Annotated in this window: 23 protein-coding genes and 1 riboswitch; of the genes, 15 read left to right on the forward strand and 8 right to left on the reverse strand. The window is 63.2% G+C overall.

Annotated elements, in window-relative coordinates:
- The 13 genes from M1D43_RS01855 (at position 1) to derI (ending at position 13,330) form a co-directional block, all read left to right on the forward strand.
- Positions 1–1,119, forward strand: a complete 1,119-nt coding sequence (locus M1D43_RS01855; protein ID WP_010969795.1) for an ABC transporter ATP-binding protein — start codon at positions 1–3, stop codon at positions 1,117–1,119.
- Positions 1,116–2,240 carry an ABC transporter ATP-binding protein gene (locus tag M1D43_RS01860; protein WP_010969794.1) on the forward strand — a complete coding sequence of 375 codons (1,125 nt, stop codon included), beginning with the start codon at positions 1,116–1,118 and terminating at the stop codon, positions 2,238–2,240. Before M1D43_RS01855 ends, M1D43_RS01860 begins: the two co-directional genes overlap by 4 nt.
- Entirely contained in the window at positions 2,240–3,817 is a 1,578-nt protein-coding gene (locus tag M1D43_RS01865) for an FGGY-family carbohydrate kinase (RefSeq protein WP_003536386.1), read from the forward strand. The genes M1D43_RS01860 and M1D43_RS01865 overlap by 1 nt, the downstream gene beginning before the upstream one ends.
- On the forward strand, positions 3,814–4,851 hold the full coding sequence (locus M1D43_RS01870) for a 2-hydroxyacid dehydrogenase (protein ID WP_028011425.1): 1,038 nt from the start codon (positions 3,814–3,816) through the stop codon (positions 4,849–4,851). The genes M1D43_RS01865 and M1D43_RS01870 overlap by 4 nt, the downstream gene beginning before the upstream one ends.
- Positions 4,852–4,860: 9 nt before the next feature.
- Complete coding sequence (locus M1D43_RS01875; RefSeq protein ID WP_153313224.1) at positions 4,861–5,529, forward strand: class II aldolase/adducin family protein; 669 nt, start codon at positions 4,861–4,863, stop codon at positions 5,527–5,529.
- Positions 5,530–5,533: 4 nt separating this feature from the next.
- Complete coding sequence (locus M1D43_RS01880; RefSeq protein ID WP_127597963.1) at positions 5,534–7,069, forward strand: glycerol-3-phosphate dehydrogenase; 1,536 nt, start codon at positions 5,534–5,536, stop codon at positions 7,067–7,069.
- 13 nt (positions 7,070–7,082) lie between these two features.
- Positions 7,083–8,138, forward strand: coding sequence for a class II aldolase (locus M1D43_RS01885; protein ID WP_010969789.1), 1,056 nt, complete (start codon positions 7,083–7,085; stop codon positions 8,136–8,138).
- Positions 8,135–9,418, forward strand: coding sequence for an FGGY-family carbohydrate kinase (locus tag M1D43_RS01890; RefSeq protein ID WP_153313223.1), 1,284 nt, complete (start codon positions 8,135–8,137; stop codon positions 9,416–9,418). The genes M1D43_RS01885 and M1D43_RS01890 overlap by 4 nt, the downstream gene beginning before the upstream one ends.
- Positions 9,415–10,260, forward strand: coding sequence for a TIGR01459 family HAD-type hydrolase (locus M1D43_RS01895; protein WP_153313222.1), 846 nt, complete (start codon positions 9,415–9,417; stop codon positions 10,258–10,260). Before M1D43_RS01890 ends, M1D43_RS01895 begins: the two co-directional genes overlap by 4 nt.
- 13 nt (positions 10,261–10,273) lie before the next feature.
- Positions 10,274–11,212: a sugar phosphate isomerase/epimerase family protein gene (locus M1D43_RS01900; protein ID WP_010969786.1), complete on the forward strand. Its 939-nt coding sequence runs from the start codon at positions 10,274–10,276 to the stop codon at positions 11,210–11,212.
- A gap of 93 nt (positions 11,213–11,305) precedes the next feature.
- Positions 11,306–12,091, forward strand: a complete 786-nt coding sequence (locus tag M1D43_RS01905) for a DeoR/GlpR family DNA-binding transcription regulator (protein WP_153313221.1) — start codon at positions 11,306–11,308, stop codon at positions 12,089–12,091.
- Entirely contained in the window at positions 12,088–12,855 is a 768-nt protein-coding gene (locus M1D43_RS01910; RefSeq protein ID WP_153313220.1) for a triose-phosphate isomerase, read from the forward strand. The genes M1D43_RS01905 and M1D43_RS01910 overlap by 4 nt, the downstream gene beginning before the upstream one ends.
- 37 nt (positions 12,856–12,892) lie before the next feature.
- Complete coding sequence (derI, locus tag M1D43_RS01915; protein WP_003537271.1) at positions 12,893–13,330, forward strand: D-erythrulose-4-phosphate isomerase; 438 nt, start codon at positions 12,893–12,895, stop codon at positions 13,328–13,330.
- 635 nt (positions 13,331–13,965) lie between these two features.
- Here the strand turns inward: derI and M1D43_RS01920 are convergent.
- The 8 genes from M1D43_RS01920 to M1D43_RS01955 all read right to left on the reverse strand — a co-directional run bounded on the left by M1D43_RS01920 (position 13,966) and on the right by M1D43_RS01955 (position 23,259).
- Complete coding sequence (locus tag M1D43_RS01920) at positions 13,966–16,176, reverse strand: TonB-dependent siderophore receptor (RefSeq protein ID WP_192923453.1); 2,211 nt, start codon at positions 16,174–16,176, stop codon at positions 13,966–13,968.
- A 151-nt stretch (positions 16,177–16,327) separates the two neighbouring features.
- Positions 16,328–17,212, reverse strand: a complete 885-nt coding sequence (locus tag M1D43_RS01925; protein ID WP_010969781.1) for an AraC family transcriptional regulator — start codon at positions 17,210–17,212, stop codon at positions 16,328–16,330.
- A 225-nt stretch (positions 17,213–17,437) separates the two neighbouring features.
- On the reverse strand, positions 17,438–17,911 hold the full coding sequence (locus M1D43_RS01930) for a 6,7-dimethyl-8-ribityllumazine synthase (protein WP_013844648.1): 474 nt from the start codon (positions 17,909–17,911) through the stop codon (positions 17,438–17,440).
- Positions 17,912–18,001: 90 nt separating this feature from the next.
- A riboswitch (FMN riboswitch) is annotated at positions 18,002–18,166 on the reverse strand.
- 115 nt (positions 18,167–18,281) lie between these two features.
- Positions 18,282–19,343 (reverse strand): ABC transporter ATP-binding protein, encoded by a 1,062-nt coding sequence (locus tag M1D43_RS01935; protein WP_153313802.1) that lies wholly within the window; start codon positions 19,341–19,343, stop codon positions 18,282–18,284.
- 4 nt (positions 19,344–19,347) lie between these two features.
- Positions 19,348–20,136, reverse strand: coding sequence for an ABC transporter permease (locus M1D43_RS01940; protein WP_010969778.1), 789 nt, complete (start codon positions 20,134–20,136; stop codon positions 19,348–19,350).
- A complete protein-coding gene (locus tag M1D43_RS01945) occupies positions 20,133–21,014 on the reverse strand; it encodes an ABC transporter permease (protein ID WP_003529194.1) in 882 nt (293 codons plus the stop codon). The genes M1D43_RS01940 and M1D43_RS01945 overlap by 4 nt, the downstream gene beginning before the upstream one ends.
- Before the next feature lie 77 nt (positions 21,015–21,091).
- Positions 21,092–22,195, reverse strand: a complete 1,104-nt coding sequence (locus tag M1D43_RS01950; RefSeq protein ID WP_003529193.1) for an ABC transporter substrate-binding protein — start codon at positions 22,193–22,195, stop codon at positions 21,092–21,094.
- Between the two features lie 185 nt (positions 22,196–22,380).
- A complete protein-coding gene (locus M1D43_RS01955) occupies positions 22,381–23,259 on the reverse strand; it encodes a MurR/RpiR family transcriptional regulator (RefSeq protein WP_003529191.1) in 879 nt (292 codons plus the stop codon).
- Between the two features lie 170 nt (positions 23,260–23,429).
- Between M1D43_RS01955 and M1D43_RS01960 the strand changes: the two genes are divergently transcribed.
- Positions 23,430–24,203 carry an N-formylglutamate amidohydrolase gene (locus tag M1D43_RS01960; protein WP_153313803.1) on the forward strand — a complete coding sequence of 258 codons (774 nt, stop codon included), beginning with the start codon at positions 23,430–23,432 and terminating at the stop codon, positions 24,201–24,203.
- A 108-nt stretch (positions 24,204–24,311) separates the two neighbouring features.
- Positions 24,312–25,859 carry an amino acid permease gene (locus tag M1D43_RS01965; protein ID WP_153313804.1) on the forward strand — a complete coding sequence of 516 codons (1,548 nt, stop codon included), beginning with the start codon at positions 24,312–24,314 and terminating at the stop codon, positions 25,857–25,859.
- The last annotated feature ends 51 nt before the right edge of the window (positions 25,860–25,910 follow it).

Here is a 25,910-nt window from a genome sequence, read left to right on the forward strand (position 1 = left end):
ATGACAACGCTGCAACTGAAAAACATCGTCAAGCGCTACAAGAGCCAGACGGTCCTGGACGATCTTTCGCTCGACGTGGCCAATGGCGAGCGACTGGTGCTCTTCGGTCCGTCCGGTTCCGGCAAGACCGTTCTGCTCCGGCTGATCGCCGGCGTCATCGAACCGGATGGCGGCCGGGTCCTGATCGGCGGCGAGGACATGACGGACGTGGACGCGGAACATCGCGGCCTCGGCATGGCGTTCCAGAACTTTGCGCTGTTCCCGCACATGAGTGCTTTCGACAACATCGCCAGCGCGCTGACCTCGCGGAAGTCGTCCAGGGATACGATCGCCGCCGGCGTGCACAAAGTCGCAAAGCTCCTGAAGATCGATCATGTGCTGAGCCATCATCCGAAGGCGCTCTCCAACGGCCAGAAGCAGCGCACGGCGCTTGCACGCGCCCTCGTGGGCTCGCCGCCGCTGCTGCTCCTCGACGATCCGCTTCGCAACGTCGACGCCAAGCTGCGCTTCGAGATGAGGCTGGAACTGCCGCGCCTGCTTGCCGCTCAAGGGGCGACCGTCATCTACGTTACGCAGGACTACAAGGAGGCAATGGCGCTCGGCGACCGCATCGCGGTCATGGCGCATGGGCGTATCCGCCAGATCGGCACGCCGGCGGAAATCTACAACGCGCCCGCCGACATCGAGATCGCCCGGCTCTTCGGCGATCCGACCATCAACCTGCTCGATGTCGTGCCGCAGCGCGGTCCGGACGGCGCCTTCGTCGAACTCTCCGACATGCGGCTGCGCCTACCGGGCTTCGGCGCGGAAATTATCGAAAAGCAGTGCGTCCTCGGCCTGCGCCCGGAGACGATCGCTTTTGCCGAAGCCAGCGCGCATGGCGCGATTCCGGTGACCGTCGAGGCGGAAACGCCGCTCAACGAGAAGACCGTGACGCTGGCGCTGACCGCCCGCGGCCGCGAGATCCTGGTGTCCCGCCCTGCCGGTACCCCCGGCCCGGTCGCCGGACCGGCGCATATCGCAGTCGACGGGCGGGCGGCCTTTCTGTTCGACAAGGCGACGGGTCAGCGCATCCTTCCTTCCGAACTGGCATCCAAGCGCGATGGAGAAGCGGCATGAACGCTACCGCTCTTTTGATCGACAACGTCGACAAGTTCTATGGTCCGGTCGACTACGGCGTTCACGCCGTGAAGCAGCTGAAGATGGAGGTGAAGAAGGGTGAGATCATCGCGCTTCTGGGCTCCTCCGGCTGCGGCAAGACCTCGACCCTTCGAATGATTGCCGGCTTCGAACCGGTATCGCGCGGCACGATTTCGGTCGCCGGCCGGCAGGTGCATATGCTTGCGCCGGTCCGCCGCAACGTCGCCATGGCCTTCGAGGGCTATTCGCTCTATCCGCCGCTGACGGTGCGGGAAAACATAGCTTTTGCGCTCAAGGCGTCGAAGCTTTCGCAGAGCGTCGTCGAAGAGAAGGTAGCGAGCATCGCCAAGCTGCTCGAGATCGAGGATATTCTCGGGCGTTATCCGAGTTCGATTTCCGGCGGCCAGCAGCAGAGGGCGTCCCTCGGGCGTGCGCTCATCCGCGATGCCGACCTGCATCTCCTCGACGAGCCGATGGGCCAGCTCGAGCCGCAATTGCGCGCCGTGCTGCGCGGCCGCATCAAGCACTACATCAAGGAGCGCGGGCTGACCGCCATCCTCGTCACCCACGACCAGACCGAGGCGAATGCGCTCGCCGACCGGATCGCCGTCATGGAAGGCGGGGTGCTGCAGCAGTTCGACACGCCCCAGAAGATCAAGGAACGGCCGGCGAATCTCTTCACCGGAACCTTCGTCGGCGAGCCGCCGATGAACGTCTTCGAGGCAAGCATCAGCGGCACGGATGCTCGCGTGACCTTCGGCCTCAAGGACGGCGTCCGGCTCGAGTATCAGGCCGCCGATTTCTCCCATGCCGTCCGCGATGCGCTGATGAAGCGCCAGAATGTGGTTCTCGGCATCCGGCCCTATTCCGTCCGGCGCAGTGCAGACGGAGTGACGGGCCGCGTTGCCGTCAATCAATGGCTCGGCGACCAGACCCATATCGCGGCCGATTTCGCCGGCGGCACCATGGTGCTGGTCGAACATGACCGTACCAGCCTGGAGATCGGTCAGCCGATCGGCATCCGGCTCGACCCTGCAAGCCTCCACGTCTTCGACAGCGAGAGCGGTATGGCGATCTCGCACGGCGAGGAGCTCGCCTGATGCGCGACATCCTCATCGGCATCGATGCCGGGACGTCCGTCATCAAGTCGGTCGCCTTCGATCTAGGCGGCCGGCAGCTGGCGATGACGGCGGTTCCGAACAGCTATGAGGCGGTGGGCCGCACCGGCAGCGTTCAGGAGTTGCGGCGTACCTGGACGGACACAGTCAAAACCCTGGTCGAGCTCTCGGCCAGGATCGAGAACCTCCCTGGCCGTGTTGCCGCCATCGCGGTGACCGGTCAGGGGGACGGCACCTGGATGATCGACAGAGAGGGCGAGCCGGTGGGCAAGGGCTGGCTCTGGCTCGATGCGCGCGCGAGCGCAATCGTCGAGCGCCTGCGTGCCGAAAGCGGCGATGCGGAGCGTTTCTCGCGCACCGGCTCGGGTCTTGCCGCCTGCCAGCAGGGCCCGCAGCTGCGCTGGATGAAGGATCATGCGCCGGAGATGCTGCAAGGCGCTGCGACCGCTTTCCATTGCAAGGACTGGCTCTATTTCAACCTCACGGACAAGCGCGCGACCGATCCCTCGGAAGCGAATTTCACCTTCGGCGATTTCCGCAAGCGCCAGTATTCCGATGAGGTGATCGACTTTCTCGGTCTCAACGAACTCAAGCACCTGCTGCCGGAAATCGTCGACGGGGCGAGCACGCATCACCCTCTCTCGGCCGCCGCCGCGGCTGCCACGGGCTTGCCGGCGGGGACGCCGGTGGTGCTCGGCTATGTCGACGTCGTCTGCACGGCGCTCGGCGCGGGCCTTTACGATCCCGGAACCGACACGGGCTGCTCGATCATAGGCTCCACGGGCATGCACATGCGTCTGGCGGCCGGCGCCGACGATGTCCGGCTCAACCAGGATCACACCGGCTACACCATGTGCATGCCGATACCCGGCACCTATGCGCAGATGCAGTCGAATATGGCGGCGACGCTCAATATCGACTGGATCCTGCAGTTTGCGGGAGGTCTCCTCAAGGGCATGGGGATCGAGAAATCGAAGAACGATCTGCTCGCCCATGTGGACGGCTGGCTTTCCGAAGCGAACGAGACTCCGCTTCTCTTCCAGCCCTATATTTCGGAGGCCGGTGAGCGCGGCCCCTTTGTCGATGCCTCGGCCCGCGCCTCCTTCGTCGGGCTTTCGATCAACCACGGCTTCGGGGACATGGTGCGCGCGGTCTTCGACGGCCTCGCCTTTGCCTCGCGGGACTGTTACGCCGCGATGGGGCCGCTACCGGCCTGCGTCCGTCTGTCGGGAGGAGCTGCGCGCAGCGCCTCGCTACGCCGCATTCTCGGCGGGGCTCTCGGCGCCAGCATCCAGACCAGCGAACGCGAGGAGGCGGGTGCCGCCGGTGCGGCGATGATCGCCGCCGTCTCTCTGGGCATCTATCCCTCCATGGCCGACTGCGTCCGCGAATGGGTGCGGCCGCACCATCGGCCGGCAGAACCCGCGGATGAAGAGCTCGCGCGCCGCTATGACGCGCTTTTCCCCGCTTACAAGCAGTCGCGCCTCGCGCTTCAACCCGTCTGGCATGCGCTCTCCCACGCAGCCGGAACGGGAAACCAACAGGAAAGACCGCAATGAAGAAGATAGCCATTATCGGCGACCGGTTCATGCTGCCGGATGTTTTTCGCGACAAGATCGTCGAGGCATGCGGCGACGAGCATGAGATAAGCATGCTCGAGCTGCCCTGGCCGGACGTGCCGATGGAGCACGGCTATGCCGTCGAGGGGATGGACGGCCTCAAGGAATATCTCGGCAAGCCCGGGGACATCGTCGACTTCGTCGGCGACGCCGAAATCCTCGTGACGCAGCTTGCGCCGCTGTCCCGAACCATGCTGGCCGACCTGCCGGGATTGAAGCTCGTCGCCGTCTCGCGCGGCGGTCCGGTCAATATCGACATGAAAGCCGCTCGCGAGGCGGGCGTCCTCGTCGTCAATACGCCCGGCCGCAATGCGAGCGCCGTCGCCGAATTCACGATCGGTGCCATCCTCGCGGAGACGCGCCTCATCCGCGTGGGGCACGAGGCGCTGAGGCGAAGCGAATGGCGGGGTGATCTCTACCGCGCCGACCGCACCGGCCGCGAGCTTTCCGAAATGACGGTCGGCGTCATCGGCTACGGCAATATCGGCACCAAGGTGGTCCGGCTGCTTCGTGCTTTCGGCACCAAGGTGCTCGTCCACGATCCCTATGTGCAGCTCAGCGCCGAAGACCGGAATGCCGGCGTCGAACACGTCGCGTTGGACGAACTGCTTGCCCGCGCCGACCTGGTTACGCTTCATCCGCGCGTCAGCGAAGAGACGAAGAACATGATGAATGCGGAGACCTTCGCGAAGATGAAGCCGGGGGCGATATTCGTGAACACGGCCCGCGGGCCGCTCTGCGACTATGACGCGCTTTACGAGAATCTCGTCAGCGGCCATCTCGCAAGCGCGATGCTGGAGACCTTTGCCGTCGAGCCCGTGCCGGAAGACTGGCCGCTCTTGAAACTTCCCAATGTGACGCTGACGCCGCATATAGCGGGCGCGTCGGTGCGCACCGTGACCTATGCGGCGGAAATGGCCGCAGAGGAAGTGCGCCGCTACATCGCCGGCCTGCCGCCGGTCAATCCGTGCTGAGGTAGGACGATGAACGAACTTCAACTGCGCCAGTCGATCATCGACCATTGCCGCCACATGAATGCGATCGGCCTCAACCAGGGCACTTCGGGCAATATCAGCCTGCGCCACGGCGGCACGATGCTGATCACCCCGTCTGCGATCCCCTATGCCGAGATGACGCCGGACATGATCGTCGCCATGCCGATCGAGGGCGAGTATGGCGCCTGGGCAGGGCCGAAGAAGCCCTCGGTCGAATGGCCCTTCCACCTCGACATTCTGCGGGCGCGGCCGGATGTCGGCGCCGTCGTTCATACCCACGCGACCTTCTCGACGATCCTCGCGATGGCGCGCAAGCCGATTCCCGCCTGTCACTACATGATCGCCGCCTTCGGCGGTTCCGACGTGCGCGTCGCCGATTACGCCCGCTACGGCACGAAGGCGCTGTCGAAAAACGTGCTGAAGGCGATGGAGGGGCGTTCCGCCTGCCTCATGGCCAATCATGGCATGATCGCGACCGGTTCGAGCCTGGAAAAGGCGATGTGGGCGGCGGTCGAGCTCGAGACGATCGCCAAGCAATATTACCACGCGCTCCTGATCGGCGGTCCGGTGGTCCTGCCGCAGCAGGAAATCGCCGGCGTCATCGAGGGATTTGCCACTTACGGCCATCAGGACAAACCCAAGGGCGAGGCCGCCTGACCGCATGACGACGACAGGAGACAAGCACGTGAGTTCCGAAACCGGCACATACGACCTTTTCGTCATCGGCGGCGGCATCAACGGGGCGGGCATTGCCCGCGACGCGGCAGGGCGGGGGCTCTCGGTCCTCCTCTGCGAGAAGGACGATCTGGCGCAGGGCACGAGTTCCCGCTCCGGCAAGCTCGTCCATGGCGGCTTACGCTACCTCGAATATTACGAGTTCCGCCTGGTGCGCGAAGCCCTGATCGAGCGCGAGGTTCTGCTGGAATCCGCACCTCACATCATCTGGCCGATGCGTTTCGTGCTGCCGCACAACCCCGCCGACCGGCCGGCCTGGCTCGTGCGGCTCGGCCTCTTCCTCTACGATCACCTGGGCGGCCGCAAGCGACTCCCCGGCACGCGGGTGCTCAACCTGCGCACGGCCCCGGAAGGCGCTGCGATCAAGCCGGCCTATCGCAAGGCCTTCGAATATTCCGACTGTTGGGTGGACGATGCCCGCCTCGTGGTGTTGAACGCGCTCGACGCGAAAAAGAAAGGCGCCCGGATACTGACCCGCACCGCCTGCACCAGTATTCGCCGGCGCGGCGACCTCTGGCACGTCGAGATGACCGATGCCGAGACCGGCGCGAAGACGGAGGCCAAGGCGCGCTGCGTGGTCAACACCGCCGGGCCTTGGGTCAACGACGTGATCGGCCGGGTTGCCGGACTGAATTCGAGCCGCAGCGTGCGCCTCGTCAAGGGCAGCCACATCGTCGTGCCGAAGTTCTGGGAGGGGCGGCAAGCCTATCTCGTCCAGAACCCAGACAAGCGCGTGATCTTCATCAATCCCTATCAGAACGATCTGGCGTTGATCGGCACCACGGATATTCCCTATGACGGGCGGCCTGAGGACGTCACGGCCGACGAAAACGAGGTCGCCTACCTTCTGAAATCGGTGAACCGCTATTTCAAGCAGCAACTGGCGCCGGGCGACATCCTTCACAGCTTCTCGGGTGTGCGTCCGCTGTACGACGACAATGCCGAAAATCCGTCGGCGGTGACGCGCGACTATATCTTCGAGCTCGACGCCGGGAAGGAAGCGCCGCTGCTCTCGGTGTTCGGCGGCAAGATCACGACCTTCCGCAAGCTCTCCGAGCACGCGCTCGAACGGTTGAGGCCTTTCTTTCCCACGATGGGCCCGGCCTGGACGGCGCGTGCGCATCTACCGGGCGGCGACATGGCGGATGCGGATTTCGACCAGTTCCTCGGCGAACTGCGCGCGCGCTACCGATGGCTGCCGGCGGACCTCGCCAAGCACTACGCCCGGCTTTACGGCACGCGGGCGCATGATCTGATCGGCGGCGCCACCTCGCTCGACGAGCTTGGAACGGCGTTCACCCCGCTCTTCCGGGAGCGGGAAGCCCGCTTCCTCATAGAGAATGAATGGGCGCGCACGGCGGAGGACCTGATCGAGCGGCGCACGAAGCACGGCCTGCACATGAGCGAAGCCGAGAAGCGGGCCTTCAGCGGCTGGTTCGAAGGCCAGCAGGCTGCGGCGTGAGAAGGAAGAATTGATGTTGCGAAGCTCCGAATTCGAAGCGCTTCTCGATCTGTCGGCGCGTGTCGGCGCCGATCCGGATCTCGTCCAGGGCGCGGGCGGCAATACCTCGATCAAGGAGGGTGGAACCCTCTGGATCAAGGCTTCCGGCCTGTGGCTTGCCCATGCCCGTCGGCGCGACGTGATGGTGCCGGTCGCGCTCGACCCGCTGCTCGACGCGCTGGAGCGGGACGACCCGGCGACGGAGAAGGCGCAGGATTTCGTCGTCAGGGATCTGAACCCCTCGGGCCTTAGGCCGTCGATCGAAACCACGGTCCACGCGCTGATGCCGCAGAAGGTGGTGGTGCACGTTCATTGCGTCGAGACGATCGCGACCGCCGTTCGCGCCGACGCGGCGGCGATTGCCGGGGAGAAGCTTCAGGGCATTCCCTACGCCTTCGTTCCCTATGCCAGGCCGGGGTTGCCGCTCGCCAAGGCAATTGCCGAGCGGATTCAGGCGGACACCTCGGTCCTGGTGCTCGGAAATCACGGGCTCGCCGTCGCCGCCGAGACGGTCGGGGACGCGGCGCGTCTTCTCGCAGAGGTATCCCAACGCTTTGCCGTGCCGGTGCGGCAGGCGCCTTCCGCCGACCTGGAGGCGCTGTCGCGCCTTGCGGTCAACAGCGCCTATCGGCTGCCCGACGACGGGCGGATCCACGATGCCGCGACCGACCTCGAAAGCTGCAGAATTGCCGCGGGAGGCAGCCTCTATCCGGACCACGTGATCTTTCTCGGCAAGGGATCGGTTGTCGCCGCTCCGGGAGAAAACGCGCTCTCTCTCGAAGAGGGCTTCCGTCGCGCCGGAGAGAGCCTGCCGCCGGTCCTTCTCTTTCCCGGCAAGGGCGCCTTGGTGCTCAAGGATATTTCGGCCGGCGCGCTCGCCATGGCGCGCTGCCTTTCGGACGTGACGGCGCGAATCCCGGACGGTGCAAGTCTGCGCTATCTCACCGATGCGGAAAACGCGGAACTTCTCGGCTGGGACGCGGAAAAATACCGCCAGCAGCTGAACCGTGCAGGGCAGGTGCTGCAATGAGCGGGCAGGGCAAGCTCGTTCTCGGAATCGACCTTGGCACGTCCGGTGCGCGTGCCGTGGCCATGACGGCTGCAGGCGAGATCGTCGCATCGGGCGCAGCCAGGCTTACCGCCTTTTCCGATGACCATCGCGATCCGCTCGGCTGGTGGAAGGCGGTTCAGGCCGCGCTTGCGCAGGCACTCGAAGCGATCGACGGCTCGCATATATGTGCGGTCGGCATCGACGGCACGTCGGGCACCATGCTCCCGGTCGCTGCGGACGGCGCGCCGCTCGCGACGCCGCTCATGTATAACGACCCGGTCGGCGACACCGCCATTCTGGAGCGCATCGCCGTCCATGCGCCCAAGGAGAGCGCCGCGCATGGCGCGACCTCGGGGCTCGCCAAGCTGCTGACCTTCCAGTCGCTCCCGGAGGTCTTCCGTGTCATTCATCAGGCCGACTGGATTGCCGGCCATTTCACCGGGCTTTATGACGTCAGCGACGAAAACAACGCGCTGAAGACCGGCTACGATCCCGTTGCCCGCAACTGGCCGGAATGGCTTGCGCGGACCGGCGCGCGTATCGATCTTCTGCCCGATGTTTTGCCGGCGGGGGCGCCGGTCGCGACGATCTCGCCTGCCGCGGCGGAAGCCTTCGGCCTGCCGAGCGAAACCGTTATCGTCGCGGGTACGACGGATGGCTGCGCCTCTTTCCTTGCGACCGGGGCTGACCGGCCTGGTGACGCCGTCAGTGCGCTGGGCACGACGCTGACTGTGAAGATGCTCTCCGACAAGCCGCTCTTTGCCCCGGAATTCGGGCTCTACAGCCACCGGATCGGCGACATGTGGCTTGCCGGCGGCGCCTCCAACACAGGCGGCGCGGTTCTCGCCGCGCATTTCAGCAACGATCGGATCGCCGAGCTTTCGGATCAAATCGATCCGGCGAGCGACACGGGCCTCGACTTCTATCCGCTGCTGAAACCCGGCGAGCGGTTCCCGGTGGCCGATCCCGCCTTCATGCCGCGCATGGAACCGCGCCCCACGGAGGACGCCGAATTCCTGAAGGCGATCTTCGAGGGCATCGCGGGCGTCGAGCGCCTTGCTTATGAGCGGCTCGTATCCCTCGGCAGCCCGGCCCTGGGCTCGATCCGCACCGTCGGCGGCGGCGCGAAGAACGGGGTGTGGACCGAAATCCGAAAACGGAGGCTCGTCGTTCCCTTCCTGCCGGTGCTATCGGAGGAGGCTGCTGCCGGCGCCGCTCGCCTGGCGCTTTCCGGAGCGAAAGAGGCGGGCGTGCTATGAGCGTCGTCCGGGAAATTCCAGCCCTCTCTGCGGTCGCAGACGCATATGATGCCTTCCTCGTGGATCAATACGGAGTGCTGAGAGACGGGCGCGGACCCTATCCGGGTGCGGCGGAAACGCTTGTCCGCCTCAAGCAGGCCGGAAAGCGGGTCATCATCCTCTCCAATTCCGGCAAGCGCTCGGCCGAGAACGACCGGCGGCTGGAGGCGCTCGGTTTCGAGGGCGGAAGCTGGGACTGGTTCCTGACCTCGGGAGAGGTTGCCTGGCAGCTCTTGAAGCGGGAGGCCGAAGGCGAGGGTGGCCTAGCGCGCAAGTGCCTTCTGATCAGCCGCGACGGCGATCAGTCGCCGCTCAAGGGGCTGAATCTCGTCCGCACCGAGAGCGGTGAAGACGCCGACATCGTGCTGCTGGCGGGGAGCGAGGGCGATATCCATCCGCTTTCCTATTACGAAGATCTGCTGGGCCCGGCTGCCCGGCGAGGCATCCCGTGCCTCTGTACCAACCCGGACAAGGTTATGCTGACGAGGAGCGGCCCGGCCTTCGGCGCCGGTCGCATCGCCGAGCTTTACGAAGAGCTGGGCGGTCCTGTCCGCTGGATCGGCAAGCCGTTTGCCGACATCTACGACTTCGCGCTCGATTTTCTCGGGCGGCCGGACCCGCGGCGCGTCTGTGCCATAGGCGATAGCGTCGAGCATGACATCGCCGGGGCTGCGGCGGCCGGGCTCGGCTCGGTGCTCGTCGCCACCGGCATTCTCGAGCACCGGTCGGACGCGGAGCGCCGGCAGCTCTTCCGGGAGCACGGCGCGAGCCCCGATTTCATCCTCCCGAAATTCCTCTGGTAGCAAGGAGCCGGCAATGGCCTTCACGCTGTCGCTCAACACCAATCCTCTGGTCAACCGCTTTGCCGAGGCGGACGACCTAATCGACACCATCGCCGAGAAGATCCGTATCGGTCATGTCCAGCTCACCCATGAATTCGTCAATCCCGGCTGGCCGGCGGCGACGATCAACAAGACGCTCCGGCAGTTTCGAACGGCGCTCGGCCGTACCGGCGTGAAGATCACCTCCGGCATGACCGGCCCCTATGGCCGTCTCAATCATTTCGGACATCCCGACGCGGACGTCCGGCGCTATTATGTCGACTGGTTCAAGACCTTCGCCGATATCTCCGCCGAGCTCGGCGCTTCCGGCATGGGTACGCAATTCGCGATCTTCACGCTCAGGGATTATCACGACCCGGCGCGTCGGGAAGAACTGATGACGATCGCCATCGAATGCTGGCGCGAGGTGGCAGAGCACGCCAAGGCCGCGGGCCTTTCCTATGTCTTCTGGGAGCCGATGTCGGTCGGCCGCGAGTTCGGCCACACGATCGAGGAGTGCAGGGCACTCGACCGGCGTCTGGCGGCAGCCGACCTGCCGATCCCGATGAGGATGATGGTCGACATCGACCATGGCGACGTCACATCGCCGAACGCCGCCGATGTCGATCCCTATGCCTGGGCGGAGGCCTTTCCGCGGCAGTCGCCGATCATCCACGTCAAGCAGTCCTCGATGAACAAGGGCGGACACTGGCCCTTTACGGCCGTCTACAACAAGGACGGCAGGATCACGCCCGAGCGACTGCTCGACGCCGTCAGGAGGGGAGGCGGCACGGACAACGAGATCTGCCTCGAACTCTCCTTCCGCGAACGTGAACCGACCGACCGCAACGTGGTGGAGATGATCCGGGAGTCTGTTGAATTCTGGGAGCCGTTTATCGACACCGGATTCAATGCTTCGAAATATCACATGTGAATGTAACAAAATCCCAGATTTGAGTTGAAAAATAACATAAGAATGTTACCTTTCCCTTGGCGCAGCGGAGGCTGCACCTGACGGGACGATACGATGAAACCGGAAGACAGACGCCAGGCGATCATGGATGTTCTGATGGAGGCTGGGACAGCCTCCGTCGAGGAACTCGCCCTTCGCTTCGGCGTCAGCAAGATGACGGTTCATCGGGACCTTGACGATCTCGAACAGGCGGGGCTCCTGCGGAAGGTCCATGGCGGCGCTTCCATTCAGTCGAGCCCGCAATTTGAAAGCGATTTCCGGTACCGTGAAAAGATCGCGACGGGCGAGAAGCGCCGCCTTGCGGAACATGCGGCGACGCTGATCGAGCCCGGCCAGAGCATCATCATCGACGACAGCTCGACGGCCGGAGCGATCGCCGGATTTCTAAGGGATATTCGCCCGCTCACCGTCATCACCAACAATCTCGGCGTCATTGCCGATCTTTCGGGAGCACCGGGCATCAACCTGATCGCGCTCGGCGGTCATTACAGCAAGAAATTCAACGGCTTTTTCGGTGTCGTCACCGAGGAGGCGCTGCGCTCGCTGCGCGCCGACGTGGCCTTCCTGTCGAGTTCGGCCATCGAGGGCGCGTCAGCTTTCCACCAGGATCAGGAGGTCGTGCAGATCAAGCGCCAAATGGTGAAATCCGCCAGCCGCAAATATCTCCTGGTGGACCACGGCAAGTTCGGCCGGTCGGCCCTGCATTTTCTGATGGGGCTCACGGCCTTCGATGCGGTGCTGACCGGAAACGAAGTGTCCGAGGGGAATGCGGCGGCGCTCGGTGACGCCGGCGTCAAGCTCGTCAGGATCGACGTCAGGAAAATATTGGAGAACGCATGAGCAAGTCTGGTCCCTGGGTCGGCACGAGCTGGAAGATGAACAAGACGCTGGCCGAGGCAATGGTCTTCGCCGACGGTCTTGCTGCCGCCGACGATGCGCGCGATCAGCGGATACAGCGCTTCGTCATTCCTCCGTTCACCGCCGCGCGGCAGGTGAAGGAAAGGCTTAAGGCGACGAGCGTCAAGGTCGGTGCGCAGAACATGCACTGGGACGATGCCGGCGCCTGGACCGGCGAAATTTCCCCGGTCATGCTGAGCGATTGCGATCTCGACATCGTCGAGCTCGGCCACAGCGAGCGGCGGGAGCATTTCGGCGAGACCGACCGCACCGTGGGCTTGAAGACGGCAGCCGCCGTCAAGCATGGGCTCGTGCCGTTGATCTGCATCGGCGAAACTCTCGCGCAACGCGAAGCGGGCGAGGCGGATACTGTCCTGAAGCGCCAGGTGGAAGGCGCCTTTGCCTTTCTCGAAGGCGCGGCGCGGAAGGCGCCCGTTCTTCTGGCTTACGAGCCCGTCTGGGCGATCGGCGTCAACGGCATACCGGCGACCGCCGACTATGCGGACGCCCGCCATCGCCTCATTGGCGAAGCCGCCGAGCGTGCACTCGGCGTGAAGGTTCCGGTGCTCTATGGCGGCAGCGTCAATCCTCAGAACTGCGAGGAATTGATCCTCCAACCCCATATCGACGGGCTCTTCATCGGCCGCTCCGCCTGGGACGTCGGCGGCTATCTCGACATTTTGCAACGCGTAGCCCGGGCGATCTGAGTTGCCGGGCAACAACACCTTAGGGAAAGGAAACGACATGAAAATCGCGATTGGAGCCGACAGCGCCGGCAAGCCCCTGCTCGACGTCATCGCCGCGCATCTCGCCAAGAGAAGCGATCTCGAAGTCAAGGACCTGAGTCAGACCGGCTACTATGCCGATCTCTCCCGCGATCTGGCGCAGACGATCACGGCCGGCGAAAACGAACGCGGTATTCTGATCTGCGGCACCGGCATCGGCGTGTGCATCTCGGCCAACAAGGTGCCCGGCATCCGCGCCGCGCTGACCCACGACACCTATTCCGCCGAGCGGGCGGCCAAATCCAACAACGCCCAGATCATCACCATGGGCGCGCGCGTCATCGGCCCGGAACTGGCGAAATCGATCGTCGATACGTGGCTCGCCTCCGAGTTCGACCCCAACGGTCCGTCGGCGGCAAATGTCGAAGCGATCGACCGCCTGGATCAGGCGAAGTAACGGTCGCGAATTCTGCCGCGCATGCTGATCCTCCCTCATGCGCACGCAGCGAGACGCCCGGCAGCAATGCCGGGTGTTTTCGTTGGGGCGGTGTGCCGGGTGCTCCCCGTTTTTGACGCTACGGCATGCACATATCTCTTGTTGTCCGGCCCTTCGCGGATTTACTCCGGAGTGGCGGCATCTGTATTTCCAGCAGTGGCGAGGCTTGGGGATGGGTCCTTGGGATCAAACCCGTATGCGCTAACATTGGCATTAGCGGTCACCCGCCCCTCAACCGCCTGCCGGCACCTTCTCCCCGCAGGCGGGGAGAAGGGACAAGCGGCGCCAACTGAACCCCGCATTCACTGTCCGCCCGAGGGAGCGAGCGGGCGCGGCATATCCCTTCTCCCCGCCTGCGGGGAGAAGGTGGCGGCAGCCGGTTGAGGGGCAATCCCGACCGAGCGGGGTTGAGGCGGTTGGGTTCCCGAGGGATCCCTTTCATGGGCAGTATCCGCCGCATCGGCGCGCAAGAGATATGTGCATGCCGTAGCATTTTTGACGGGGAGGAGGGACAAGCCGCGAGGCCGCGAATTCCCATCGCCCCGCTTGCGGGGAGAAGGTGGCCGGCAGGCCGGATGAGGGGGAGGTCCCGCCCTTTACCACTTCTTGCTGAGCTTCAGCGTGAAAGTCCGGCTTTCGCCATAGCCGCAGGTCAGGAGACCCTGGCAACCCGCCACATATTCCTTGTCGAACAGATTGGCGACGTTGAGCGACGCCGTCCAGTCGTTCTTCTCGTAGCGGATAGCGGCATCCACGAGCGTCGCAGCGGGGACTTTCTTCGTGTTCTCCGCGTCGGCCCAGGATTCCCCCTGGTAGCGCACGCCGGCGCCGAGGCTCACGCCCTCGAACGTGCCGTTCGCAACCGTGTAGTCGAGCCACAGCGACGCCTGTGTTTCGGGAATGAGAACCGGTGTATTGCCGATGAGACTGGCGTTGAGATCTTCCGTGACCTCGAGATCGGTATAGGAGAAGGCGCTTATGATCTTCCAGTTGGTATTGAGATTGATCTTGCCCTCGAGTTCGACGCCTCTCGAACGGACCTCGCCAAGCTGCGAGTTGACGAAGAAGCCGGGAACGGCAATTGAGACGTTCTGCTTGGTTATCTGGAAGACTGATGCAGTCAACAACCCGTCGATAAAGGAGGGCTCGTATTTGACGCCCGCCTCGTATTGATAGCCTTCCTCCGGCTCGAGCGCGACCATCTTTGCCGGATTCGTCGGATCCGATGGATCGCTCGTGCCCGTGCCGACCAGCGGATTGAAGAAGGTCGCAGCGCTTACATAGGGCGTGAGGCCGTTGTCGAACTCGTAAGCGAGGCCGGCACGGCCACTGAAGGCACCGTCATTCGATTCGTAGCTCGTGCCGATCGCGGCGTCGGATTTGGTGTCCACATAGTCGTAGCGGCCGTTGAGCGTAACCAGCCAGCCCTCGCCAAAACGAATCTGGTCCTGTGCGTAGAGGCCGATCTGCTGCTGCGTGACGATCTGATCGAGATATACGAAATTTGCACCCTGAGGTGTGCCGTAGACCGGATTGGTTGCGCTGATCGGGGTCGCGCCGCAGCATGCCTGAATATGGTCGAGCCGGTAGTATTTGTAATCGAGGCCGGCGAGGAAGGTGTGGGTCGTGGCGCCGAGATCGAAATCCGTTTCCGCCCGGTTGTCGATCGAGAAGCTGTCGACTTTCGACGTCGCCTCGAAGCCGATTCGGTTCAGGAGGTAGTCCGGACCGGTAGGTGCGCCGCCGACATAGCCATAGGTGTACGGGTACTTCTCGTGTTTGTGAAGATTGGCGTAGCGGGCGTTCTGGGTGAAGGTCCAGCCATTGTCGAAATCGTGCTTGAACTCGTAGCCGAGCATCTGCTGCGTATAGCTGCCCTCGTCGATATCAGGCTCGCTGTAATAGGCATCCCGGTCGATCTTGCCGAAGGGCGCGTCTTCGACGGTTCCGACATAGGGCAGGAAGCCGTTGCCGACATGGACCTGATCGAGGCCCTGGAGCAGGCCGAAGACGGTCAGGCTGGTTGCGTCATCAGGCGCATAGCTTACCTGAGGAAGGATGAAGCCGCGCAGGTCTTCGGAATAGTCCGAATAGTTGTCGCCGCCGGCGACCTTGCCGGTGAGGCGGTAGCGAACCGTTCCGTCATCGTTCAGCTTGTCGTTCACGTCGAAGCCGGTGAAGGCATTGCCGTTGCTGTTGATGCCGACCTCGGTGTAGTAGAGCGGCTCGTCAAGCGGCCGCTTGCTGATCAGGTTGATGATGCCGCCCGGATTGGACCCGCCATAAAGCACGGAGGCCGGCCCTTTCAGCACCTCGACCCGCTCCAGCATGAAGGGGTCGACCTGGAAATTGCCGAAGCCGAAGCTGAAGAGCGGCAGTCCGTCGAGGAAGAGGCCCGTCTGTGCCGCATCGAAGCCGCGGATGTAGAACCAGTCCGTATCCGGGTCGGTGCCGAACGGTGCCGACAGGACGCCCGGCGTATAGCGCAATGCTTCATCGACCTTGTTGACCACGGCGCGGTCGTCCAGTTCCTCACGCCCGACGACGGAGACCGACTGGGGGATTTCGTTGAGCGGCATGGCGGTCTTCGACCCGGTCGCGGTCGCCTTTGCGACGTAGCCGTCCACCGGTCCGGTCGCGCTGGCGCCGGCCGCATTGCCGCCCTCGACGACGATTCGCTCGAGCTGCGTGGCGTTTCCCTCCTGCGCCAGCGCGATTCCGCTCATCATCAGCGGCGCGAGCGCAACTCCGCTCGCCAAAAGAGTCTTCAGATGCGCCCCGCGGATCCTGCACTTCATCTCATTCATGCCCCGAAATCGGCCGGTCCCGCCGTTGCCCCGCGTGACCGGTACTGTCAACGATAAGATGAGTGTCTAGATCAACTATTTTGGCGGCGCTTGTCCCGATATCAGGAAATTGAACGATTTTGGGCAAAACTGCGCGGTGCCGGCGGACTCGTCAGGCGGTGTGACTTTTCTTCCAGAGGGCCGGAGTCGTGCCGACTGCCTTGCGGAACACACGGGTGAAGTGCGCCTGATCGGCAAAACCCGTCTCGGCGGCAATCGAGGTCAGCGGGGCGTCGCTCCTGAGCAGCATCTGCTTTGCCCGTTCGACCCGCGCATTCATGTGCCACTGGTGAGGCGCGACACCCGTCGAAGCCTTGAAGGCGTGGCTGAAGTGCGATTGGGAGAGGCCCGTGAGGCCGGCGAGCTCCTCGAGCCGGACATTACGGGCGAAATTCTCCTCGATGAAATCGACCGCCCGCCGCAATTGCCACGCCGCAAGCTGGCTGCGCTTGCGGCCGCTTCGCTTGCCGATCTTCATGAGATCGATGAAAAGCGCCACCGTAAGACTGTCGCCGTAAAGATCGTGGAGGGGCTGGGGATTGAGGCACTCGGCCGCGATCAGCCCGGCAAGCGTGAGGAAGCGTTCGTCCTGGAACATCAGCCGGGGCGTCTCGATTGCCGCGGCGTCCAGGTCTTCCTTCAGGCGCCTGCCGAGCGCATCGACGTCGAAGTGAAGATCGAGATGCCGGATGTAATGGATGTCCACGACATCGGTCCAGAGCTCCATTCCGGCCGGAATATAGGAGAGGGCCTGCCGATGATAGTTCTGGACGGCACCCTTGCCGTTCGCGGCGAGCTTCACCCTGCAATTGCCGCCGCCCCTGGCATCGAGCACGATGAACATGCGGGGGTCCTCGGCGACATAATAGCCGCCCGCATGCGGAACGCATTCCACGTCCCAGACATCCGCAACCACACCATTCCACTCTCGGCGGTTGAGACCGCCTATGATCGAAAACCCGCTGATCCTGTTCTGCATGCGCGGCTGGAACGTCATCGTCGCTTTCTCCGGTCCTGCCGGCTACAAGGCAAAACCGCAACAATCCTTCTCATTTAAGTCAAGTTTATTAGCGCGCAACGCGCGGGTTTTCAATCGCTTCAATGCCAAGGCGCGCGGCCATGCCGGCCGCGCGCCTTGGAATGCCGGAGGGCTGCCGCGAGTCTCCTTCGCCCCGCCTGCGGGGAGAAGGTGGCCGGCAGGCCGGATGAGCGGCAGCACCGTTCAGGCGTCGACCAGCGCAAGCTTCGCACGCGCATCGAGAATCTGCGCGCAGGCATTCGCGGCTTCCTCGCCCTTGACGACGAAATGGTCGCGGAAGAAGGCGATCAGCGGCTCGCTTTCCTGGAAGTTGTGGGGTGTCAGGACCGCGGAGAGCACCGGCACGTCGGTATCGAGCTGGACGCGCATCATGCCGTCGAGCACCGTGCCGGAGACGAAGTCGTGGCGATAGATGCCGCCATTGACGACGAAGGCAGTGCCGAGGATCGCCGCGTAGCGGCCGGTCCTGGCGAGCGCCTGCGCATGCAGCGGGATTTCGAGCGCTCCCGGCACGTCGAAGATCTCGACATCGGCGGCGCTGCCGCCGAGTTTCGTCCATTGCGCGACGAAGGCGTCGACGCAACGGTCGACGATATCGGCGTGCCAGCGGGCGCGGACGATGGCAATTTTGGCGGAGGGATGGGAAAGTATGGTCATGGTCTCAAGCCTTTCAGGGTTGGCATTTTTCCAATGATCCCGTCGGGCGAACATGCATGCGCGAAGACCCCGGGGAGGGGCGACGCTTCTGCTTGCTCTCTTCCATCCGGACTATAACCGTCGGCTCCGGAATTCGACCGGATCTGCTGACCTTCGCACGAAATGCGAAGCGCTCGCGGGCTCCGACCACCGACCATTCCCGATCCTGTGTTCGCTACCGCCGGTGGGGAATTTCACCCCGCCCTGAGAACGCTTGCGACTATAGCGGCTGTTTCGCCGCCGTCAAATCTGTGCTGCGACGTGAAAGCGAAAAATCACGACAGAATTTTCCAAGGATTTCACGCCCCTGAACAATTCATTCCGGCCGCCTCTATTCGCGGATGACGAGCAGGTCCTTTGCCGCGAAACGCAGCGTGACGCTCTCGCCGGCGACCGGTGGGGTCATGCCCGGATCGTTGAACATATCGAAGGAGATGATGTCTTTGCCGACCCGCAGCTTGGTGCGGATGACGGAGCCGAGAAAGCTCCTCGATACCACTTCGCCCGGAAGTGCGGTATCGCCCCTGGCGCCCTCGGCGATCGAGCCTGCTTCCGGCCTGAGCGCCAGCGAGATGCTGTCGCCGCCTTTTGCCCCGGCAATCGGCTCTTTCAGTGAGATGCGCTGCCCGCCGATGGTGACTGCGCCGCTTGCGGGATCGGCCACCTTGCCCTCGATGATGTTGAGCGTGCCGACGAAGGAGGCGACGAAGCGTGTCGCCGGGGTGTTGTAGATCTCGAAAGGGGTGCCGATCTGATCGGCGCGGCCGGAATTCATGACGACGATCCGGTCGGAGATCGACAGTGCCTCCTCCTGGTCGTGCGTCACGAATACCGTGGTGATGCCGAGCTGCTGCTGGATCTGGCGGATCTCCTCCCGCAGCGAGATGCGGATCTTTGCATCGAGCGCGGAGAGCGGCTCGTCGAGGAGCAGCACCTGCGGCTTGACGGCGAGGGCGCGGGCAAGCGCCACGCGCTGCTGCTGTCCGCCGGACAATTGATAGGGGAAGCGGTCCGCCAGATGCTCTAGCTTGATCAGTCCGAGCATCTGCTTAACCCGTGCCTCGATCTCCGTTTTGGAGGCGCCGGCGACCTTGAGGCCGAAGGCGACATTGTCGTGGACATTCATGTTGGGAAAGAGCGCATAGGCCTGGAACACCATGCCGATATTGCGCTGGTTCGGCTTCAGCGCACCCTGGTCCTTGCCGTCGATGAAGATCGAGCCGCCGGACGGGGTCTCGAAGCCGGCAATCATGCGCAGGATGGTCGTCTTGCCGCAGCCGGAGGGGCCGAGAAAGGAGACGAACTCGCCCTTGTCGATGCCCATGTCGAAATTATGCACGACCTGAACCGGGCCGAAGGATTTCTGAATATTGGTCAATTGCAGGAATGCCATGTGATCAAGCCTTGGCCGGAGCGGATTTCTGGAAGCGCGACACGAGCTGGATCAGTCCCATGCTGAGCCAGGTGATCGCGAATGCGATGACGGCGAGCGCCGAAGGCTCATAGGCCTTGTTGGCGCCGACGAGCTGCAGATAGGGGCCGAAGGCGGGGCGGTTGAGCAGCGCCGCCATAGTGAATTCGCCCATGACGATCGCGAAGGTGATGAAGGCCCCGGAAAGCACGCCGCTCATCACATTCGGGAAAATGCAGCGGAATAGGATCGTCGGCCACTTGGCGCCAAGGCTTTCCGCGGCCTCCGTCAGCGTCCTGACATCGATGGCCCGCATCGCCGTGTCGACGGCGCGGTACATATAGGGAAGAGACAGCGTCATGTAGGAGAACATCAGGAGCGCGTTGGTGCCTGAAGTGGAGCCGGTCAGCGGCAGGAACGATGAGGAATTATAGAGTCTGAGATAACCGAAGACGATGACGATCGCAGGAATGACGAGCGGCAGCAGGGTGATGAACTCGATGACGGGGCGGACCTGAGGCAGGCGCAGCCGCACCCAATAGGCGGTCGGCACCACCAGCAGCATGCCGAAGATGATCGTGAAAAACGCCATCAGCATCGAATAGCCGAAGGTCTCGCGAAACTGGAAGTCGGAGAAGACCGACCGGTAGGCGTCGAAGGAATAGGCATCGCGGCGCATGCGCAGCGAGAATTCCAGCGTGCCGAGCAGCGGAATGATGAAATAGCTCGCCCCGATGGCGATGGCGATCCAGGCGCCGAGACGTCTTGCCTTCATTTCTGCCACCGTTCGGCGCGCATCCGCAGCCAGATGTAGAGAATATTGGAGATGCCGGTGATGACGATCATGCCGAGCGCCAGCGCATAGCCAAGGTTCGGATTATGGAGCACGTCGCCGCGGATCTGCGCATAGAGCAGGATCGGCACGATATTGAGCGAACTGCCGGTCAGCGCGTAGGCGGTGGCGATCGCGCCGAAGGCGTTGGCGAAGAGCAGGAGCGTCGTGCCGAGCAGGCTCGGCCAGAGGATCGGCAACGCCACCATGCGCCAATATTGCCAGGTGGAGGCGCCGAGAATTTCGGAAGCTTCGCGCCATTCCTTCTTCATGCCGTCCAGTGCCGGCGTCAGGATCAGAACCATCAGCGGGATCTGGAAATACATGTAGGTGATGGTGAGGCCGAGGAAGCTCAGGAGGTTGAAGCCGGTCGAATAGAGGTTGAAGCCGAACCAGTCGCGCAGAAACACGGTGACGAGCCCGGTGCGGCCGAGGGTCGCGAGAAAGGCGAAGGCGAGCGGAACGCCCGCGAAGTTGGAAGCGACGCCGGAAAAGGTAAGGAGGCCGGAACGGATCCACTTCGGCATGCCGCCGAGCACGATGGCCCAGGCAAGAAAGAAGCCGATGAGGGCGCCGCCGAGCGAGGAGGCGACCGACACCCGGATCGAGATCCAGTAGGCGGAGAGGATCGACGGGGTGAAGAGGTCGGCGATGTTCTTGAAGGTGAATTCGCCCGCCGGCGTCAGAAAGGCGCCGGTGACGAGATAGAGCGTCGGGACGACCAGGAACATCAGCGCGAAAATCATGAAGGGTGCAATACCCAGCCAGTCGATAATCGCTCGTTTGCTGATCAGAGGTGCTGCTGCTGTTGTCGTGGTCATAAAGCTTTCGGCTGTCCCGGCATCGGAGGAAAATGACCTCCCCGCCACGTATGAGGCGGGGAGGCACGCAATGGCAGTTACTGCACGCTCGCGCCGACGACGCTATCCCACTTGGTGGTGATCGCTTCCTTGCCCTTGGCCTGCTCGTCGAGTGTCGGGAACACGGCCTTTTCGTAGGATTCGGCCGGCGGCAGCTTGTCGAGCATCTCCTTCGGAACCTTGCCGTTCTTGACGAGGTCGTTGAAGCGGATCGGGTGGCAATAGCCCTTCAGCCAGCCGAGCTGACCTTCGTCCGAGTAGAGATACTCCATCCAGAGCTTGGCGGCGTTCGGATGCGGAGCGAAGGCGGAGATCGCCTGCACATAGACGCCGGCGACGACGCCGGAGGCCGGGACGACGACTTCGACCGGCGGGTTGCCGTTCAGGCTGTCGCGCCAGGAGAGGCCGTTATAGTCCCAGGCGATGATGATCGGCGTCGAGCCCTGCGCAAGCGAGGCGGACTTGCCGATGACCGGGACGAAGTTGCCGGCCTTGTTGACCTCGGCGAAGAACGCCAGGCCGGCTTCGCCGGCCTTGGCCGCATCCGTTTCACCGGCCGCAAGGCCGGCGGCGTAGACCGCCTGCACCGCCTGGTTGGATGCGCGCGGATCGCCGGCGAGTGCGACCGAGTTCGCATAGTCGGACTTCTTGAGGTCCGCCCAGTCCTTCGGCACGTCCTTGACGATATCGGTGTTCACCACGAAGGAGAGAACGCCGTAATAGTCGCCGTACCAATAGCCTTCCGGATCCTTGGCCGTGTCCGGGATCGTGTCCCAGGTCGACACTTTATAGGGTTGAATCAGGCCTTCGGCCTTGGCCGAGGGGCCGAAAGAGAGGCCGACGTCGATGACGTCGGGGGCCTGCGGGCCGGTGTTGCCCTTGTTGGCCTTGATCGCCTCGATCTCGTCGCCGGAGCCCGCATCCGGGTTCAGTTCGTTGACTTCGATGCCGTATTTGGCCTTGAAGCCGGCGATCACGTCGCCGTACCCGCACCAATTGTGCGGGAGCGCGATTGTCGTCAGCGTGCCTTCCTTCTTGGCGGCTGCGATGAGCTCTTCGCTCGGCTCGGCAACGGCTGCTGCCGTGGTTGCGAGCAGCATGGCGGTCGAAAGCGAGAGCAGGCGTTGAGTCCTTGAAATCACTGGCGTTCTCCTTATTGGGTTTTCAGTCAATTTCGCCGATGCAGTTAAAGATATGCGATGAAGCCTATGTGACAGGCTTTGTCCCGTCTGCGGCAGATATGTCGGCTTCGGATCAATCCGCTCCGGTTGCATTCGAAAGTCGCCTGAATGCTCTTCCATCAGGAATTCAAGCCGCCGGAGCCCTCCTAGACCGGCTTTCGGAAAATGCGGGTCGAATCGAAAAGGCCCTCCAGCGTCTTCATCCGGCCCCGGGTTTCATCCCAGTTCGAGCTCTGCACGGCCTCGACCAGCGCCTCCACGAGGAAGAGCAGCATGACCGAACTGTCCCAGGCCGAAGGAACCTCGATCCGGGCGCGGAAGACCTTGGACGAAGACTTGGCGACGGGAGAGCCCCACTGGTCGGTAAAAAGGATGATCTCGACGCCGCGGTTGCGGGCGAAGCGGGCGAGCGTTTCCATCTCCTGCTCGTAGCGGCGGATATCGAACAGGATCAGGACGTCTCCCGCCTTCATGTCGAGCACGTAGTGCGGCCACGAACTCGGATTGGCGGCGATCTGCGTCACCCCGGTGCGGATGACCTGGAGATGGGTGAAGAGATAGTCCGCAATCGAGCGGGTGATGCGCCCGCCGACGAGATAGACCTTGCGTTTCAGGTCGGCGACGAGTGCTGCGGCCGTGTCGAACTCCGCCGGCTCGATCTGCGACAGCGTCTGGCGCATATTGCCCATGATCGCATCGGCGAAACGATTGAGCGTATGGGTTCCCGGCGCGCTGGCCGCCCAGCGATCATGTTTCGCGATGGGATTGGAGATCGTCGCCTCGAGCTCCTGGTGGAGCCGCGCCTGGAAGTCCGGGAAACCGCGAAAACCGAGTTTCTGGACCATGCGGGCGACCGTCGGCGTCGAAACGCCGGCGTTCTCGGCGACCGTGGTGATCGAACCGAGACCGGAGACCGGGTAGTTGTCGAGAAGTGTCTCCGCCAACTGCCTTTCGGCGCGCGTCAGCGCGGCGAAATGTGCGTTGATCACATCCGACACCGTCATGGAAGCCGTGTTGCCGTTCAATGTTCGCCCCTCGGCCGGTCTTTGCCAGCTTGTAAGAAATTAAACATCGCTGTCACAATCGGAGTCAATCGCAATTTTGAAAAGATCGTTTCAGTTTTCCATTGACACCTGCCGATTCGTGAAGAATTCTCTTCACAATCATCGTCTGACGAGGCATTGGGGAGCCGGTTTTGACGGGGCTTTTGACTGAGGCAGAGGGCGACCCGGTCGCGATCGAGAATGCGCAAGCGAAGGGAGAATTCCTCTTCGTCTGCGAGCATGCCTCGAACCGCATGCCCGAGAGTTTGGGAACGCTCGGGCTCTCGAAAGAGGCGCTCGAGAGTCATGTCGCCTGGGATCCCGGCGCACTGGCGGTCTCCCGATTGCTCTGCGAAAAGCTCGACGGCACGCTGATCCACCAACGCTTTTCGCGGCTCGCCTATGACTGCAACAGGCCGCCGGAGTCCGACGCGGCGATGCCTGTTCTCAGCGAGGTCTATGACGTGCCCGGCAACAGGAGCATGTCGGCGGCAGAGCGGCGTTCGCGGGTGGAGGAGATCTATCTGCCGTTTCACGAGGCCGTCACGCGCGCGGTTGCAGACCGCAAGGCCGCGGGCAGGCGGCCGGTTCTCGTGACGATGCATAGTTTCACTCCGATCTATTTCGGCAAGCCGCGGACAGTCGAGTTAGGCATTCTGCACGATGCCGACGGCCGGCTCGCAGACGGCATGCTTGCCGCCGCAGCCATCGGCGAGGCGGGATACGACGTCCGCCGCAACGAGCCTTACGGGCCGGCCGACGGTGTGACGCACAGCCTGATCGAATACGGCATCCGCTTCGGCGTGCCGAACGTCATGATCGAGATCCGCAACGATCTCATCCGCGATAAAGTCGGCCAAAGGGTCATGGCCGATTATCTGGCGGGGCTGCTCGCGAAGAGCGTAGCTGCCCTTCCGGCGCACTAGAAGACCCTGGGGGAGCGGCCAAAGCCGCGGTGCTGCTCCGGTTGCCGGAGCAGGGTGACATGATCTTCCGCAATGGCGCGGCGGGTCTTGGAGAAACAGGGGAAAAGGATGTCAGACTACACCGAAGTCGATAAGAAGCAGGATATGCAGATCCTGCATTCGATGGGCTATGCCCAGGAACTCGAACGGCGAATGAGCCAGTTCTCGAATTTCGCCGTCTCCTTCTCGATCATCTGCATTCTGTCGGGCGGCATCAACTCGCTGGCGCAGGCGACATCCGGGGCGGGAGGCGCCGCGATCGGCATCGGCTGGCCGCTCGGATGCTTCATCTCGTTCGTCTTCGCGGTCGCCATGGCGCAGATCAGCTCGGCCTATCCGACCGCCGGCGGCCTCTATCACTGGGGTTCGATCCTCGGCAACCGCTTTACCGGCTGGCTGACCGCATGGTTCAATTTGCTCGGTCTGGTCACCGTTCTCGGCGCCATCAATGTCGGCACCTATTATTTCTTCATGGGCTCGTTCGGAACGCCTTACTTCGGTCTCGAGGACACGACGATGACGCGCATCGTCTTCCTGGCGATCATCACCGGCGCGCAGGCGCTGGTAAACCATATGGGCATCGGACTGACGGCGAAACTCACCGACTTCTCGGGCTATCTGATCTTCGTTACCGCCATTCTCCTGGCGCTGGTCTGCCTTGCCGCTGCCGACACTTACGAGATCAGCCGCCTTTTCACCTTCTCCAATTATTCGGGCGAGACGGGCGGCAATGTGTGGCCGCAAACCTCGGGAACCTGGGTGTTCCTTCTCGGGCTGCTGCTGCCGATCTACACAATCACCGGCTATGACGCCTCGGCCCACACCTCGGAGGAAACGGTGAAGGCCGCACATTCCGTGCCGCGCGGCATGATCTCCTCGGTGCTCTGGGCGGCTCTCTTCGGCTACATCATGCTTTGCTCCTTCGTGTTGATGATTCCTGACATGGACGAGGCGGCCAAGCAGGGCTGGAACGTGTTCTTCTGGGCGATGGATGCGCAGGTCAATCCGATCATCAAGGACATTCTCTACCTCGCCATTTTCGTCAGTCAGTGGCTGTGCGGGCTGGCGACGGTTACCTCGGTTTCCCGCATGATCTTCGCCTTCTCGCGGGACGGCGGCCTGCCGGCTTCCAAGGCTCTTTCAAAGGTGAGCCCGACCTATCGCACCCCTGTGGCGGCCATCTGGACGGGCTCCATTCTTGCGGTGCTCTTCGTCTGGGGATCGTCGCTCGTCTCCATCGGCGACACGCCGGTTTACACGATCGTCGTCTCCTGCACCGTCATCTTCCTCTTCTTCTCCTTCGTGATCCCGATCACCCTGGGTCTGTTCGCCTGGGGAACCTCGAAGTGGGACAAGATGGGGCCGTGGAATCTCGGTGAGGGCATGTTCAAGCTCTTCGCGATCCTTTCTATCGTCGCCATGGTGCTGATCTTCGTCCTCGGCATTCAGCCGCCGAACGATTGGGCGCTCTACATCACCGTCGGCTTCCTGATCGTGACGGGCATCATCTGGTTCGCCTTCGAAAACCGCCGGTTCCGCGGTCCGCCGATCGGCGACGAGGTTGCGCGCCGCCAGGCGGAGATTGCCGCTGCCGAAAAGGCGGTCGGCGAAGCCTGAACAATAACAAGAGAGTGGGGGTCGCGACCGCGATCCCCGCTTCGTTTCGCG

The sequence above is a fragment of the Ensifer sp. R1-3 genome, assembly GCF_056739175.1.